At 59.0% G+C, this 15,580-nt stretch carries 8 protein-coding genes and 1 pseudogene; 3 read left to right on the top strand and 6 right to left on the bottom strand.

Translation table 11 applies throughout. From position 1 onward, the window contains the following. Window positions 1–123 (bottom strand): annotated as a pseudogene (locus tag H1Y01_RS20005) (UTP--glucose-1-phosphate uridylyltransferase); the annotation flags it as partial. 17 nt (window positions 124–140) lie between these two features. Here H1Y01_RS20005 and H1Y01_RS09905 point away from each other — a divergent pair. Then, window positions 141–2,501: a hypothetical protein gene (locus tag H1Y01_RS09905; protein ID WP_180540357.1), complete on the top strand. Its 2,361-nt coding sequence runs from the start codon at window positions 141–143 to the stop codon at window positions 2,499–2,501. 167 nt (window positions 2,502–2,668) lie between these two features. On the opposite strand, the gene H1Y01_RS09900 is transcribed toward H1Y01_RS09905, so the two are convergent. Both H1Y01_RS09900 and H1Y01_RS09895 read right to left on the bottom strand, forming a co-directional pair. Further along, complete coding sequence (locus H1Y01_RS09900; RefSeq protein WP_180540356.1) at window positions 2,669–6,130, bottom strand: BACON domain-containing protein; 3,462 nt, start codon at window positions 6,128–6,130, stop codon at window positions 2,669–2,671. Between the two features lie 364 nt (window positions 6,131–6,494). Then, a complete protein-coding gene (locus H1Y01_RS09895; protein ID WP_180540355.1) occupies window positions 6,495–7,073 on the bottom strand; it encodes an ECF-type sigma factor in 579 nt (192 codons plus the stop codon). An 83-nt stretch (window positions 7,074–7,156) separates the two neighbouring features. Between H1Y01_RS09895 and H1Y01_RS09890 the strand changes: the two genes are divergently transcribed. Together H1Y01_RS09890 and H1Y01_RS09885 are read left to right on the top strand one after the other, a co-directional pair. After that, a complete protein-coding gene (locus H1Y01_RS09890; protein ID WP_180540354.1) occupies window positions 7,157–8,659 on the top strand; it encodes a hypothetical protein in 1,503 nt (500 codons plus the stop codon). A gap of 72 nt (window positions 8,660–8,731) precedes the next feature. After that, window positions 8,732–10,768 carry a phospholipase D-like domain-containing protein gene (locus tag H1Y01_RS09885; protein WP_180540353.1) on the top strand — a complete coding sequence of 679 codons (2,037 nt, stop codon included), beginning with the start codon at window positions 8,732–8,734 and terminating at the stop codon, window positions 10,766–10,768. A 32-nt stretch (window positions 10,769–10,800) separates the two neighbouring features. Here H1Y01_RS09885 and H1Y01_RS09880 read toward each other — a convergent pair whose 3' ends face one another. The 3 genes from H1Y01_RS09880 to H1Y01_RS09870 all read right to left on the bottom strand — a co-directional run bounded on the left by H1Y01_RS09880 (window position 10,801) and on the right by H1Y01_RS09870 (window position 15,433). Next, a complete protein-coding gene (locus H1Y01_RS09880) occupies window positions 10,801–11,610 on the bottom strand; it encodes a hypothetical protein (protein WP_180540352.1) in 810 nt (269 codons plus the stop codon). Between the two features lie 129 nt (window positions 11,611–11,739). Next, on the bottom strand, window positions 11,740–13,866 hold the full coding sequence (locus tag H1Y01_RS09875) for a sulfatase-like hydrolase/transferase (protein WP_180540351.1): 2,127 nt from the start codon (window positions 13,864–13,866) through the stop codon (window positions 11,740–11,742). Window positions 13,867–13,879: 13 nt separating this feature from the next. Further along, on the bottom strand, window positions 13,880–15,433 hold the full coding sequence (locus H1Y01_RS09870; RefSeq protein ID WP_180540350.1) for a choice-of-anchor tandem repeat GloVer-containing protein: 1,554 nt from the start codon (window positions 15,431–15,433) through the stop codon (window positions 13,880–13,882). Window positions 15,434–15,580 lie beyond the last annotated feature (147 nt).

Raw genomic sequence — 15,580 nt, 5'->3', positions numbered from 1 at the left:
CTGAGCCTTGGTGGCGGGAAGGAAGCGGGTGCCGAGTCCGGCGGCGGGGAAAACGGCTTTACGCACTTTTGCGGGCATCGTTTCTGATTGTCCCTGATTTACCGAAGGGCTTCCAGACGACAGAACGTTAGAATAGCGAGTTGAACCACAGATCCCCGCCGAGTTGGCCCTTGTTGTACGGGGCTGTGGCCCTGACCAGCTTAGGCACGCTTCTTCTTGAACTCTCGCTAACTCGCATTTTTTCAGTCGTTTTCTACTACCACTTTGCCTTTCTGGCGATCTCGATTGCGCTGTTCGGACTCGGCGCGGGGGGAGTTTTTTCGTATGTCGTGGCTGCCTGGAGCGGCGACCTCTACCGCAAGCTGGGCACGCTAAGCCTGGTAAATGGCGGCCTGGTTCTGGTTGCCGTGTTAGTGGTCCTGGGTCAGAAGGAGAGCATCGGCGCCGGTTCGCTCACGCTGATTTACTTCGCCAACGCGCTGCCGTTTGTGTGCTCAGGCATCATACTGTCGCTCGCGATCGGGGAGACGATTGAACGCGTGAATCGCGTGTATTTCTTCGATCTTATGGGCGCGGCGGCGGGGTGCATTCTGCTGATTGCTTTGCTGGATTGGTTCGGCGGTCCCGCTACAACGATGTCGTCCGCGGTGCTCTTTGCGGCGGCAGCGGCCATCTGGTTCAACCTCGCGGGCTTTTCAACGGGACGCCTGCTGAGCGTCGCGGTGGGTCTGGTGTTGACCCTACTGATCGGCGGCAATCTGAAATATCACTGGATCGACGTCCGATACGCGAAAGGCCACAAGCTGGAGAACGAGCAGCGCGTTAAATGGAACAGCTTTTCACGCATCGCGCTGGGCCGCGAGCGCGACTCGGGTTTGCCGATCATTTTCATCGATGCCGATGCTTCTACCGGCATCGCGAAATTCGATTACAACCACCTGACTGCCGACAACCTGCACGATTTGCTCTATCAGGGACCCGGGATTCCCTACGACCTCCGGCCGGGCGCAAAGACGCTGATCATCGGCCCGGGCGGAGGTTGGGATGTCGCTCGCGCGCTGGCGTCCGGAAGTCATGACGTAACGGGTGTCGAGATCAACCCCATCATCGCGACCACCATCATGCGCAAAGAATATCCGGGATTGAGCGGCGGACTCTATCTGCGGCCCGATGTTCATATTCACGTGGAAGATGGGCGCAGTTACGTTCGGCGGAGCGCCGAGAAGTACCAGGTCTTGCAGGCGACGTTGGTCGACACGTGGGCTTCTACCGCTGCCGGCGCGTTCGCGTTGAGCGAGAACAACCTCTACACGACCGATGCGTTCCGCGATTACCTGACGCACCTGACCGACGATGGGCTGCTGGCGTTCACGCGGTGGGGGTTCGATCCGCCGCGGGAATCGCTGCGGCTCATCTCGCTGGCGATTGTCGCGCTGAACGAGATCGGAGAGCACGACGCAGCTTCCCATATCATCGTGGGGCGTGAAGGCGGCCGGAGAGAACTGGAGGGCTTTGGCGCGAAAGACACCGTGATCATCGCGCGCAAACCGCTTTCGCCAGCGGATGTCGAGCGGGCGCGCGCGGCCATCGCGAAAGCCGGCATGACGGCCGTTTACCTGCCAGGCGGCGGCGAAAACAACGAGTTCAATCAGTTGCTGACGGCCGCCGATCCGGTCAAGTTCGAGCACGATTACCGCTACAACATCGCGCCGGTTTCGGATAACCGCCCGTTCTTCTTCTACACCGTGCAGCCGCGCGACCTGCTGGCTTATTTCAACGGAACCAGCAGCGGCGCGGCGGACTACAAGATCAATGTCGCGGTGCCGCTGCTCTTCGAATCGCTACTGGTGAGCGTTGTTTCGGTGGCGGTGATTCTGACGCTTCCGCCGCTCGTGCTGGGCACCCGGCTTCCGCGCGAGCGCGACGTCCTCGCCTTTCTGTTGTACTTTCTGTTTATTGGCGCGGGGTACATCTTGATCGAGGTTGCGCTGATTCAGAAATTCGTTCTGTTCCTTGGACATCCGACCTATGCGCTGACGGTGGTCATCTTTTCTTTATTGCTCAGCTCCGGGCTGGGAAGTTATTTCAGCCGCAGGATTATCGGCGTTTACAGCGGCAGGCTCACGGCGATTCTGCTTTCGATTTCGATTCTCGTATGCGCGCTGGCCCTGGTGGTTTCCTGGATCGTGGTGGCGGGCGTGGGATTGCCGCTGAGCGTGAAGATTGCGATCACGATCGCGCTGATTTTCCCGATGGGCTTCGCGATGGGCATCCCGTTCCCGACGGGTCTGGCGCGGCTCGAGGCATGGCATGCTCCGGCGACGCGGTGGGCCTGGTCGCTGAACGCGGCGGCGAGCGTGCTCGGGTCCGTCGGCGCGCTGGTGTGCGCGATCTACCTGGGGTTGGTGCAGACGCTGGTTATCGGCGGCGCGCTTTATGGATGCGCCCTCCTGGTGCTGATGCGCGATCGCGCCCGGCGGCCTTGCCGTAATTCCGCATGACCCTTCGGTTCACAAACAAGAGATGAGACGGGCGCCGTACAGCCCCACTCCGAGCCCGACCGAGAGGGAGGGTCCGCCGCTGTCAGCCGCGCGGACCCTGGCCGGGTGCGGACCCTCCCTCTTGGTCGGGCTCGGAGTGGGGGCTGACGGCGCTCGCGTTGCTTGCTCTACTGGATCGTTAATCCGTTCGGGATCGTGACGAGCTCCGTACCCGTCGTGGCGCTTAATGAATACGGCTGCACGGCAATCGAAGGATCGGTCGTCAGCGTTACCGTCATCGAATTCGAGTTCGTAACCGTGATGTTGTCGATCACGAAGCCGGGGGTTGCAAGCAGGCCGGTCTGGCCAGGAGCCCAGTTGGTGTTGAAACCCGTTACCGTCAGCGTTTGCTGCGTTCCCGGAACCAGCACGTTGGGAGTCACCGCGGCGATGTACGGCTGGCCCGTCGGCAGCAGCTCATTGAACAGAGCGCGGACCAGGAAGTCAGCGGCCTGGCCGCGCGTCACCGGATCGGTCGGGCAGTAGAGATCCACCGAGCAGCCGTTCGTGATCGCATCCGCCGCAAATCGCTGGATCGCGCCGAATGCAAACGCTCCAACGGGAACATCCGTAAACAAGGGCGTGGTTGGATACGGATACAGCGTGGTCCCGCCATAGCGTGCCGCTTCGAAGAACACAGCGGCTTGCGCGCGCGTCACCGTGCCGTCGGGGCAGAAGAGCCCGCCACCGCAGCCGGAGGTGATCCCGAGCGCCGAAAACTCCTGGATCTCCGCATACCCGAACGATCCGGGGGGAACATCGGAGAAGATCTGATTCGGCGGGTACGGGAACGTTCCGTTGCCGAAGATCGACTTGATGATCAGAACCGCCATTTGCGCACGGCTCAAGTTTTCATCCGGGCAATACAGATCAGGTTCGCAACCGTCGGTAATCCCCTTCGCGGCCATGATGTTCACGGCATCGAAATCGAAGCTCCCCGGCGTCACATCCGCGAAAGCCTGTACGGTGAAGTTCTGCGTCACCGGGATACTTTGGCCGGCGATCAGCAGGGTTCCGGTAAGATCCGTGCCGACGGTGTTCACCTGGAAGATCAGCTCGGTTGATGCGGTACCGGTTCCGGCCGGAGAACTCAGCGTGGCAAAAACCGGCGCCTGAGCCGTCCATGAACAATTCGAAGGCGAAGACACGACGTTAACCATGACCGTTTGCGCGTTCGCATCTACGGCGATCGGATTCGGGGTTATGGTGAAGGTGCAACCGCCGGCTTCCGTGACGGGGATCGATACGCCCGCGATCACGACCGTACCGTTCTCCGCGGGTCCGGTTGAATTTTCTGCAGCCGTGATCTGCACGGACCCGTCGCCCGTACCCGATGCCGTGCTGAGTGCAATCCAAGGCGGGGCGGAAGCCGTCCACGCGCAATTCGCACCGCTCGCTACAATGCTTTTCACGACGCTTCCGCCGTTGTTCGGGAAGTTGATCGCGCCGGGGGAAACGCTGAATGTGCAGCCGTTACCGGAAGCCTCGCTCACGGAGACCACCTGTCCGCCGATCGTGATGGCGCCCGACAAAGGCGAGCCGGTCGAATTAGCCGTGGCGGTCAGTTGAGCAGGTCCGGTGCCCGATCCGAATGCCGGACTGACGGTCAGCCAGGGAACGGTCGATATCGCCTGCCACGTGCATTGAGTGCTGCTCGTTGAGACGGTAACGGGCATCGTGCCGCCGTTTCCGGGGAAGGAGACGGAGGTCGGCGAAACGCTGAACGTGCACCCGGTCGGAGACTGGGTGACGGGAATACTCTGGCTGGCGATGGTTAAGGTTGTGGTGAGCTGGGTAGACCCCGTGTTCGGCAGCGTGGTGACATTTACTGTTCCGGTTCCGGTTCCGGATGTCGGAGATACGGTCGCGAAGGTCGCGCCGGATGCAGCGGTCCACGAGCAGCTATCCTGATTCGCCGTAATCGTAACCTGCGCAACGGCCCCGCCCGACGGGAATGCCAGCGAAGTCGGCGACACGACGAATGCGCATCCGGTGGGCGCCGCTTCCGTGACGGGGACCGTTATGCCCGCGATCGTGATATCTCCCGAAATGGCTTTATTACCAGTGTTGGGATAAGCAAATGCGGAGATCGTCGCGGTACCGGTCCCGGAAACACCCGTTCCGGACGGCGTGCTCAACGTGATCCAACTCGGCACCACGGACGCGTTCCAGGCACACGACGGATCGCTGGCAACAATTGAAATTGTGTCGGTTCCGCCGGTGCTCGGGTAATTCAGCGGATTCGGATTGGGCGTGACGGTGAAGGTGCAAGTGTTTGAAGTTCCTTGCGAGATCGGGATCGTCTGGTTGGCAACCGTTAACGTGGCGGTGTGGGTAGCGCCTGTGTTATTGGCCTGCACGGTTAATTCGACCGTGCCATCTCCGGACGCGCTGGTCGGGGAAACGGTCGCCCACGGCTCATTCGACGAGGCCGTCCACGGGCAGGAGGGTGCGCTCGTCGTGACGGTGATCGGCGTCGTTTCGCCGGCTTGATTGAAACTGATCGTTGTCGGTGAAACCAGGTACGTACAAGTGCTGGTGACAGGCACTTGCGCGAGATCGATCGTCTGTCCCGCGATATTGATCGTCCCGGTTAACGGTGCGCCCGTTGTATTGGATCGCGCGGTGGCGACTACGGTCCCGTTCCCGTACCCGCCGACGGGTGCGAGTGCGATCCACGCCACGTCCGAGAAGGTGGTCCAGGTGCAGTCTCCTCCACCCGTCTGGACGAGGTCAAACGTGGCGGCTCCGCCCAGCGCCGGGAAGGTGTAGGTGGACGGCGTGACGGCAAAAACGCAGGCCGTCGCGGCCGCTTCGGTTACGCTCACCACCTGTCCCGCGATGGTTAGCGTGCCGGCTTCGGCGGTGGATGAAGTGTTCGCCGCGGCGGTGACGAGCACACTCTGGTTCGACATTCCGGTAAGCGGACTTACGGTCAGCCAAGGCGAGTCCGAACTCGCAGTCCAAGTGCAACTTTGACCGCTCAACAGAGTGATTCCGACTGCGGCCGTGCCACCGGTTTGGGGAAAACTCAACGATGAGGGAGATATGGAATACGAACAGATCGTAATGCCCGGATTGCTGAAAATGGTCCCGCTAGCGAAGTCATAAGTACTGGTACTCGAAGAGTCCGCTACCGTAAGCGTGTCGGTCGTGGAGAGCGCCGTGGCGGCGATCGGCAGCGGTGTGAGGCCGCTAATGCTCGGAACGGTGACGGTCGAAGTGATGGTAATCACTAGGCTTCCGATCGTGTCGGTGGCGACGACGTTGATGCTGTTGCTCGGAGCGTTGGCACCGACATAGTTGATGGTGACAGTCGCCGGCGCCGTCGTATTGTTCGCCAGAGGCGACGAAGGGTCGGTGATGTTAATCGTCGTCGAGTATTGGTTATCCGTCCCGCTGAGCGGCGTCTGGTTCTCATCAAGCTGATTGGTAACCGTGATGGTGGTTCCGCCGAGGCCGAGCTTATCCGGACCCGAGGTCGTCTGCAGGACCCCCGTCGTCGTATACGTAATGGGCTGGGCAAATCCGGCGCACGTGAAAACGAGTGCGCCCAGGCAGAACAGGCTAAATCGGTTGAATGTTTGCAATGACGTTTACCAGGGCGATGATGAGCTAAGTTCTATGATTCTAACCAAACGCGCAGCTTACAATTGCAAAGAAAAGCCACGCAGGGTAGATGGTAACAGTTACGCGGTCCGATTCCAATAGCCTAGCCCGGTGACGGAGGAGATGCCGGTCGCCGGTTTTTGGGCCGCCATTCCGAGAAAACCGTGCCTGCGCTACCGCCCACATACCGATCCGCGAAGGCAACGGAGCGGTTGCGGCGCGTGTACACAAACTTTCCGGTCTCCGCAACCGCTGAGTTGCCTTTGCGGCTCGGTATGGTGATATGAGCGGCGAGCGGGCGAGATGCGTCGCGATACGTGAGCGCGGGGGAACGAGAGTTAGGGCCTAGGCCGAAATCGCCGCCGCACCTTCGCTTGATAGCGCGCGCCGTAGCCAGGCCTCGCCCAGCGAGAGGTCGCGTTTCACGGTCGCGACGGTTAAATCCAGCGCGGCGGCGATTTCTTCACGGTTCAGGCCGCCGAAATACTTCAGTTCGATGACTTTCGCTTTGCGTTCATCCCGCAGCGCCAGCCGGTCGAGAGCCTGGTGCAGCGCCAGCAGCGATGCGCAGTGCTGGTCCGAAACCAAAAGACTTTCATCCATCTCGACGCGATTCCCGCCGCCCCGCTTCTGCGCCCGATGCCGCCGCGCGCCGGCGATAAGTATCTGCCGCATGATATGCGCGGCAACGCCGAAAAAGTGCGCGCGGCATTTGAAGTCCGGCAGGTCCTGCCGCACGAGCTGGATATATGCTTCGTGGATCAGCGCGGTGGGCTGGAGGGTGATGTCCGGTCGCTCATTGCGCATGAACGATGACGCCAGCCGGCGTAATTCCGAGTAAACAAGCGGCGTGAGGGCGTCGAGCGCCGATTTGTTTCCAGCAGAGCACTCATTCAGAAGTATTGTGAATTCGCCGGATGGCACAACGATTCCGATGGTTTCTCATAATACAACGGTTTGCGGCCGTCCGGGGTCGCAGGCGCCGGACTTACACTGGATAGAAATCGATGCGCCTGATCCCTAAGGCGGGTGTTGCGGCGTTCGTTGTCGCGCTCGCCGCTCTCCTCGAAGCGGAGCCCATTCGACTCCTCCCGGAAAATCCGCATTATTTTCTGTTCCGCGGAAAAGCGATCGCGCTCATTACCAGTGGAGAGCATTACGGCGCCGTATTGAATGGCGCTTTCGATTATCACCGTTATCTGGCTGTAATTCAAAGCGACGGGTCAGATTACACACGCCTGTTCGGAGGGTCCTATGTAGAAGTTCCGGGGAAATCATTCGGAATTCTACGCAACGATCTGGCTCCCGATCCGGGGCGGTTCATTGCGCCCTGGGCTCGAAGCAACGCGTCCCGGAGCAACACGCCCAAGAGCGGCAAAGCGGGATATGCAGGAGGCGGGAGTAAGTTCGACCTGGAGCAATGGAATCCCGAGTACTTCGCACGGTACCGCGATTTTCTGGCCGAAGCAGACCGGCGCGGCATTGTGGTGGAGGTTACTTTGTTTTCCTCGCAATACGGTGAACCGCAGTGGGCCATGAGCCCGTTTCATCCGGCGAACAACGTCAACGGCGCCGACGCGATCGATTGGAGAAAGCTTGAAACGCTGGAGAACGGCAACATACTGCGCTTTCAGGAAAGCTATGTGCGCAAGTTGGTTCGCGAGGCGAATGCATTCGACAATGTACTGTTCGAAATTCAGAATGAGCCATGGTCGGATCGGGGAGAACTGGCGGACGTTGTCAATCCGTATCTGGCCGCGCCGGGAAGGAACGTATATCCGAATTCGGTGGATGTCGCGGACGCGCTCTCAACCGCCTGGCAGGCGCAGGTTGCTAAGTGGATCGTTTCCGAAGAAAGCGGACTCCCGAAGAAGCATCTGATCGCTCAGAATTATTGCAATTTCCGGCTGCCGGTTGAGGCGTTGGTTCCGGGAGTCAGCCTGGTCAATTTCCATTATGCTTACCCTGAGGCAGCTACCTGGAACTACGGTCTGGGTAAGGCGATCGGCTATGACGAAACGGGGTTCCTGGGGCGCGACGACGAAAGCTACCGGCGTCAGGCTTGGAATTTCATGTTATCCGGCGGGAGCACGTTCGATGCGCTGGATTATTCGTTTTCGCCCGGACATGAAGACGGGTCGGACGATGCGCCCAATGGTCCGGGGGGAGGCAGCGCCGCACTTAGGCGGCAGTTACACATCCTGCGGGAGTTTCTGGAAAGCCTGCCCCTAAGTCAACTCCGGCCGGATACCCAGACAGTAACGCATGCCGGGAGGACAAAGATACACGCCTTGTCTGATCCAGGGCATGACTATGCAATCTACTTCGACGGCGATGGACCTGCGGAAGTAGTTTTGTCCCTGCCGCCGGGTGAGTATGAAGGTTCCTGGTTGAATCCGAAAACGGGGGATGTTCAGAAAATGGGTTACGTTTCCGGCGGCCGGCGACTAAGATCTCCGCCGTTTCGGAACGGGATCGCACTGCGTCTGAAACGGCTGCCCGGAGGATAATTCGCCAAAAATTCGCAAAGACTTGGCCCCTTTTTTTCCAACGCGTCGCTTAAGTGAGTAAGGAGGACATTTATGTCCATCGACGTACGCGTTTACGATAATGGCGATCACACCGCGATTGTGTGGCTGCCCGAGGGTAATCAGCCGATTCCGAATTGCCGCGGATTTGCCATCTCCCGAAAGTGCGGAGACCAGCAGAATTACCTTCATAGTTTTGTGGGATTTAAGGACGGCGACCCCGAGCCGGCGGAAGGAAAAGAGTGGCAATGGCCGCTACAGAAATATATGTGGTGGGATTACGGCGTCAAGCCCGGAGACACCGTGTCTTACCAGGTGATCCCGGTTATTGGAACGGCGGCCCAGTTACAACTCGCGACCGCTCAACAAAGCACCTGGACGGCGCCAATGCAGGTAACCGGCCAGTGCAGCGAAAATATCTCGGCCTACTTTAATAAAGGCGTCGTCGCCGCACAATGGGTATCGCGCGCGCTGGCGAAAGAAGCGCCGCAGACCAATCAGCAGACTGCCTTGAAACAGCTCTTGCAAAAGCCCGGAGATCCGCTGCGTGACGCGCTGGGCGGGTTGTTGAAGCAGCAACTAATCCAGCATTTGACGGATGCGAAAGGCGGCCAGGTTTACGCCGCGCTCTATGAGTTGAACGATCCTGAGTTGATTGCGGGGATCAAGGCTCTGGGTAAGTCAATGCACCTGATTCTGGCCAATGGGGCATTCAATCAGAAGGAACCGGATGAAAACGCCGCGGCGCGCGCGGAACTGAAGGACATCGTGGACCTTCATGATCGAATGGTGTCGGCGGGGCACTTCGCGCACAATAAGTTCGCGGTTATTTGCGATGCGGCCGGTAAACCGCAAAAGGTGATCACGGGCAGCACGAACTGGACCTGGAGCGGCCTGTGCGGTCAGGCCAACAATGGCCTGGTGATCAGCGACTCGAACGTCGCCCAGGCGTTCCTCGATGAGTGGAACCGGCTGATCGCCGCGGGCAACGCATTCCCGCCGGCGCTGGAGGCCGCTAACTCACAGTTGCGCCAGTTCAAGGTAGATGATTCACAGGTAACCACGTGGTTCGCGCCGACGAACAAAGAGCCGGATCTGGACTACGCGCGGAATTTGATTGCGCACGCGGAAGACGGCATTCTGTTCCTGTTCTTCAATCCCGGGACTTATCAGGAAGACCCGGAAAAAGAGACGCTGCTGCAGGACATTATTCAGCGGCATGACCCGAAGGGCGTCAACTACAACCGAAGCCTTTATATCAAAGGCGTGGTGAACCAGGAAATCAAAGGCCTCGTCGGTCAGCTGATCAACCGGCCTCCGGCCAATCTGTATAGCGGCGATCTGAAAACCGAGCCGCAGCCGGTAAGTACGGATGCGATGACTCCGGCCAACATCAGGACTAAGTTCCACGACTTCAACAGTGACCCGCTGCGGGCAACCATGGTTATGGTTCACAGTAAAGTAATCGTGCTCGACCCCTTCGGGGCGAAACCCGTGGTGATGACTGGATCGCATAACTTGGGTCTTAAAGCCAGCGCGAAGAACGACGATAACCTGGTGATCCTGGAAGGTCCCGCAGCCGCTCCGCTGGCCGCGGCCTATGCGCTAAACATCATCGCGATCTACAACACATACCGTTGGAATACCTACGTCACCCAGCATGAGAAAGACCCCTCGGTGTGGCATGGCTTAGTGGACACGGATCAGTGGCAGTCGGGGTACTTGCAGGGCGCCGATCTGGCCGAGCTGCAGTTTTGGATGGCTGAGCAATTGAACACGCCCGCGATGGCTGCCGCAGCGGCGGCAGGCGGGAGTCAACAAGGTAACGATGCGGTTGCGAGCGTTGCCGGGACGGCTCAGACCTCGGCTCACGCGGCTGCCGCCGGTTCAAGTCATGCGGGCCCCGCGCATCGACGGACGACCGAGCATGCTCGCTCACAGGACAAGAGCGCGGAGCACGCTCGCACCAGTCATACCGCGTCACCTCATGCGACTGCCGGTCACCCGGAAACACAGCATACTCCGGCGGCGGAGCATGCTCGCTCGGGCCGTGCGGCGGCGCACCACGGCATCAGACGTTCAAGAAACTAAGTCGATCAGCTCAAGTTAGCTGGCGCGGAAACTCAGTTAAGCGCCAGCTTCCCGTCGGAAACCATCTCTTTGAGCTTGAACTTGGTCTCTATCTTCATGCGGCCGGTCTGGGTAAGAAAGGTAACTTCTTTGTCATCCAGATCGATTCCCGGACTGCGCGGAAAGAAAAACTGCGCGGTCGCACTGCCATCGCTCTGTTGCGTCACCTTGACATCGTCCGGATCGATCGCCGACTTACCCTTCGGCATCAACTGTGTCGACGCTAAGAGAGTACTGCGCATTTTGTCCGTGCTACTCTGACGCGAATCGTCGGAATCGTCGTCGCTCAAATCCCGGCGCGAGGACATTCGCAAACCCGACACAGAGATCACGTAGTCCTTCTCGGGCTTGTCCAGCGTGTAACCGGGATCTTTCGGATCGGGCAGCTTGGAACCGTATTGCTGTTTGAGTAGCGCCTCCTTCACCGGCAAGGCGCTGTCCCACCTGACGATCACGTTCTCCTTCTCGGCCGTCGGGGTCTGACCGCGCCGCCTTCCGCCGCCCATCCCGCCGCCCATCCCGGGGAAGCCGCCGCCCATGCCACCCATCCCGCCCATACCTCCCCCGCCTCGGCCCATGCCGCCGCCGCCCGGATAACCGCCGCTCCCTTGAGAACCGTTTCCGTTACCTTGCGATTGCAGCGTGGCCGTCGTTTTCTTTGCCCAAGGGGAGTTGGTAAGGACCCGCTGCACGTCGTCATCCGTCCATTCCTTGTAATCTTTATTCCATACGTCGGCGGCACTCAGACCAAGCGCACACAAAGCGAATGCCGCGGGCACGGCCGCCAAAGTCGAAGTTCGCATGATTAGGGTTGACGTCCGGTGAGGGGCCAAACGTTTCACCCTGCGCGCTTTATTGCCTGGAAGGCTCAAGACCGCGATGATTACAGCCGCTTTACGCCGGCCGGCATGAGGGTTAGGTCCCTCGACGGCTCAACAACTCGTGCCGAGGTAAGCCAGATACGCGGCTTCGGCCGCCTGCGCGGCGCCGGCGAATTGCGGGAACTGTACATACAGCTCATCCGGCGCCAATGTGGTATACGCCGTCAGGTATTGGGACGGGAGAACATCCAGCTGAGTCGCGCTTACCAGAGCGCTGTTGCCGGTTTCACCAATGTTCCCTTGACTGTAGTTGTAAAACTCGTATTGTTGAGGTTTGGTGGTGTCCGGGGTGGTAGTGGTGCAAGGCCAATAGCTGTAAATCCCCAGCTTCGCTCCACCATAGAAAGTAACTCCCCCGACATTCGTTTGCACGGTAGTATCGACGGTACGGTAAGCGATTGCGTGACCGGGCTGCGGAGTTTGCGTTCCGGGAATAGTCGGCGAAGGGTATTCGTCCGTGGTGTGCAAGACGTAGGGCTGACTACCGGGCCCGTTTTGATTGGGAAATGTAGAGACGCGCCGCTGGGCCGGCGACGAGCTCAGGATCGCATCTAAAATTGCCTCGCGCCCGCTGAGGTATGTGTAAGGGTCGGCGGAATTATTCCTCCAGCTGGAATTGCCTAACGCGAGGGTATACAGAAACGGAAAGATGTCCACGCTCGAACAGACGAACGTACGAGTTCTGGCGGTGCTTGCCGGCGCGAACGGCGGCCGCATCTGTGGAAAGCTGATATACAGCGGAACATTAATACTCTCGTCGTACAGACCGCCTCCTTTCATATGCATACTGTGGGAGCCGCCGTAGTCGCCGTGATCCGAGGTAAAGACAATGACAGTATTCGAAGCGAACTTCGAAGCCCCTAGACTCTCCAGCACGCGGCCAATTTGATAATCGGCGCACGATTGCATCCAGAAGTAATAGTTCAGAAATGTTAGCCAGCCGTTGACATTTTGAATCGTTCCATTCGTGTAATTCGTTTGGGATTCGAAATACGCCTGGAGACCGGGCTTTCCCCAACCGTTGGCGGAGCTCACCCCATAAGGTTGAGTCATGGGGTTGTCGCCGATATTCCACTGCGTCGGCAGTTTCACGTTGGGGAGATAAAGAGACGAGTTTAGGGGCGGGATAAAGTCATCAGGTTGCGACTGGACATAGGGGTAGCCGGGCGTCGGGGGAGGCTCGAAACCCGTTGTCGGCGTCGTGGATGCTGACCCGAAATTCGTTGTGCCGGCCAGTCCGAACGAGGATGGAAAATTGCAAATGTCATGGGGATTCACAAAGCTCACCGCCGCAAACCACGGGTTGGAAAGGGGTGCCGCCGGCAGCCATTGGTCGATAAACCAGTTCGCGATCGCTCCGTCGCTGAGCAGCTTGATCGTTGGCGCTTCAATCGAAGGTACGGTTACGGGCGGAGTTAGGGTGCCGCTACCGTAGGGTGCGTTGTTATATCCGACGGTACCCTCATTCGAGACGCCCGAGGGGGAAGCAAGGGAGGAATTCGGCGGTAGATTAAGACCGCCGGCCGAGAACCCGTAAACCCCCGGTCCGCTTGCTCCCGGCGTCACACCCTTCGGATAGTAATCCGATAGGTGCCATTTACCGATCCAGCAGGTTGTATAGTTCGCTTGTTGCGCGAGCGCCGTCCCGAACGTCGGAAACCCCGGTTGCAGAGTAGGCTCAGCGTTTGAGGTCTGAGTTTTGAACATGAACGTCTGTTGGGAGTACAACCCGGTGAGAATGGTGGCGCGGCTGGGCGTGCAGTCCGTCGCCGCGACAAAATAGTTCGGGAAATTGAATGAGTGCTCGCGAAGGAAAGCGATATTCGGCAGTAACTGATCGATCGCCGCTTGACCGCCGGGCGGCAGCCAGCGTGGCGACCTTAGCTGGTCAACCATAATCATCAGGATGTTGGGTTGGGCATAACCAGGCGTGACCTTAGCCGGCCCAGTCGCTGCTTCGGAGATGGGCGGAGGATAAACTCCCACGTTGATTGCGTCGCCCGCCGCGGGAGCGACATTGCCGAAGGAATCCTGGTATTGGGGGAATTGATTCTTGGCAAGACCCGATTCGGCAGCAAGCATACCGCCCGCCGCCACGCCGAGAGCGGTCAGGAACTCGCGCCTGTTGAGCCTGGCGCTATTAAACTTTGCTGGTTGTTGCTGGTTACGACTATCCATGGGTTACCGATTTCTATCTTTCGCTTGTCGCGTTCGCTTGCCCATCGCGGTCGTGTTCGTGGAGACTTGAAGCCGCTCGAATCGCGTCCTCGCTGGAGTTCACCTGCTGAGTCAAAGTTCCCGAGCTTGGTTGAAACGATTTGTTCCCGAGGTATGTGGCCGAGACTGTTTGAGCGCCTTGAGTGAACGCGCTCGAAGTAACCGAGGCGGTGCCGCCCGCAAGCGTAGCCGACCCGAGCCTGGAGCTTCCGTCCTTGAAAACTACGGTCCCGTTTGGCGTTCCGCCCCCTGCAACCGCGGTTACCTCGGCCGTCAGGGTCACCGCGGTTCCGTCGATGGAAGGATTTGCGCTTGAGATGAGTGACGTGGCTGTGCATGATGAACACGTCGGGAGGCGGAAGACAGTACCGTAGCCGTTCAGTCCTCCGCCGCTGGTAGTTCCATATAAGTTGCCGTCACTCCCGAACGACAGAGAGCCCGTGGGGTTCGCGCCATCGGTTCCATGAAAGCTGTGAAGTGTAGTTAGCGTTCCGCCGGGAGTCAGTTGAAATACGGTTCCGTACTGGTAATTTGCCCCGCCGCCAATGCTCGTCCCGTAAAAGATTCCATTACTGTTTACGGTCAGCGCCGCACCAGGAACAGACCCGTCCGGGCCGGAAAAATTGTGCAAAGAAGTAAGCGCACCGGTGGAAGTTACGCTGAAGACCGTTCCGTATTGCGTATCAGCGCCTCCGTTGGAAGCCGTGCCGTAGAACAGCCCGTTCGCCGCCGTCAATGAAGCATAGGGACTTGAACCGTCGGTGAAGGCGAAGCTATAAATCGTAGTCAAGGCTCCGGCGGGAGTAATCCGGAATAGCGTTCCGTAATAGCTATTAGCTCCCCCGCTTTCCGTAGCGCCGTAGAAGTTGCCGTCGCTGCCCGGCGTCAGCGCAGCATAAGGGGCCGATCCGTCCACCCCTGAGAAGTTGTAAATCGTGGTTAGTGTGCCGCCGGAGTCGATCGTGAAAATCGTTCCGTTTCCGCTCGCGCCGCCCCCCACGGTCGAACCGTAGAAATCGCCGTTCGCACCTGCCGTGAGTCCAGCAAGGGGATAGGCGCCGTCCGTCCCGATGAAACTGTGAAGAGTCGTGAGAATCCCGGCCGGAGTGATCTTGAAAACGGTGCCCAGGTTATTGGCGCCGCCGCTGTATGTCGATCCGTAGAAATTCCCATCACTGCCGAGCGCTAAGGCGCCATGGGGGCTGGAGCCGTCAGGTCCGGAGAAACTATAAATTGAGGTAAGAGCTCCCGCGTTAGTGATTTCAAAAATTGTGCCGGACTGGTTAACAGCCCCGCCACTGAAGGTTGTACCGTAGAGGTTATTGTCCGCGCCCATTGTCAGGCCGGCATTAGGCGTGGAGCCGTCAGGGCCCGCGAAACTATATACCGTCGTTACGGTCTGAGGCGTTGCCGCCTTGCCTATCAAAAAGAGGACGGGGAAGAGTAGCCAGGGAATCGAATCCGAAGCTTTTCGAGAGTGATTGGTTCCTGGCGTTTGATAATTTGCCAGGTAATCGCGAAAAAACAATAGAGGCCTCGGTGATCGAAACCATCCGGTTTCGATGCGATCTCCGAAATATCGACGATAATTCGGTACGCGATTTGATTGATATAGTGCGCTGCTCCACCAATAAAGCAGGAGTTGAGCGTACTCTTCGCACTGGCGCAACGAAAA

Origin of the sequence: Nevskia soli, assembly GCF_903970205.1 — a bacterium.
Taxonomy (GTDB): Bacteria; Acidobacteriota; Terriglobia; order Bryobacterales; family Bryobacteraceae; genus Bog-113.
Note: the sequence above shows the minus strand (reverse complement) of the source record. Positions and strands in the feature narration are given on the sequence as shown.

Coding starts and splice junctions, on each gene's coding strand:
- H1Y01_RS09885 (WP_180540353.1), top strand. CDS start 8,732: ATGTCCATCGACGTACGCGTTTACGATAATGGCGATCACACCGCGATT.
- H1Y01_RS09890 (WP_180540354.1), top strand. CDS start 7,157: ATGCGCCTGATCCCTAAGGCGGGTGTTGCGGCGTTCGTTGTCGCGCTC.
- H1Y01_RS09880 (WP_180540352.1), bottom strand. CDS start 11,610: ATGCGAACTTCGACTTTGGCGGCCGTGCCCGCGGCATTCGCTTTGTGT.
- H1Y01_RS09875 (WP_180540351.1), bottom strand. CDS start 13,866: ATGGATAGTCGTAACCAGCAACAACCAGCAAAGTTTAATAGCGCCAGG.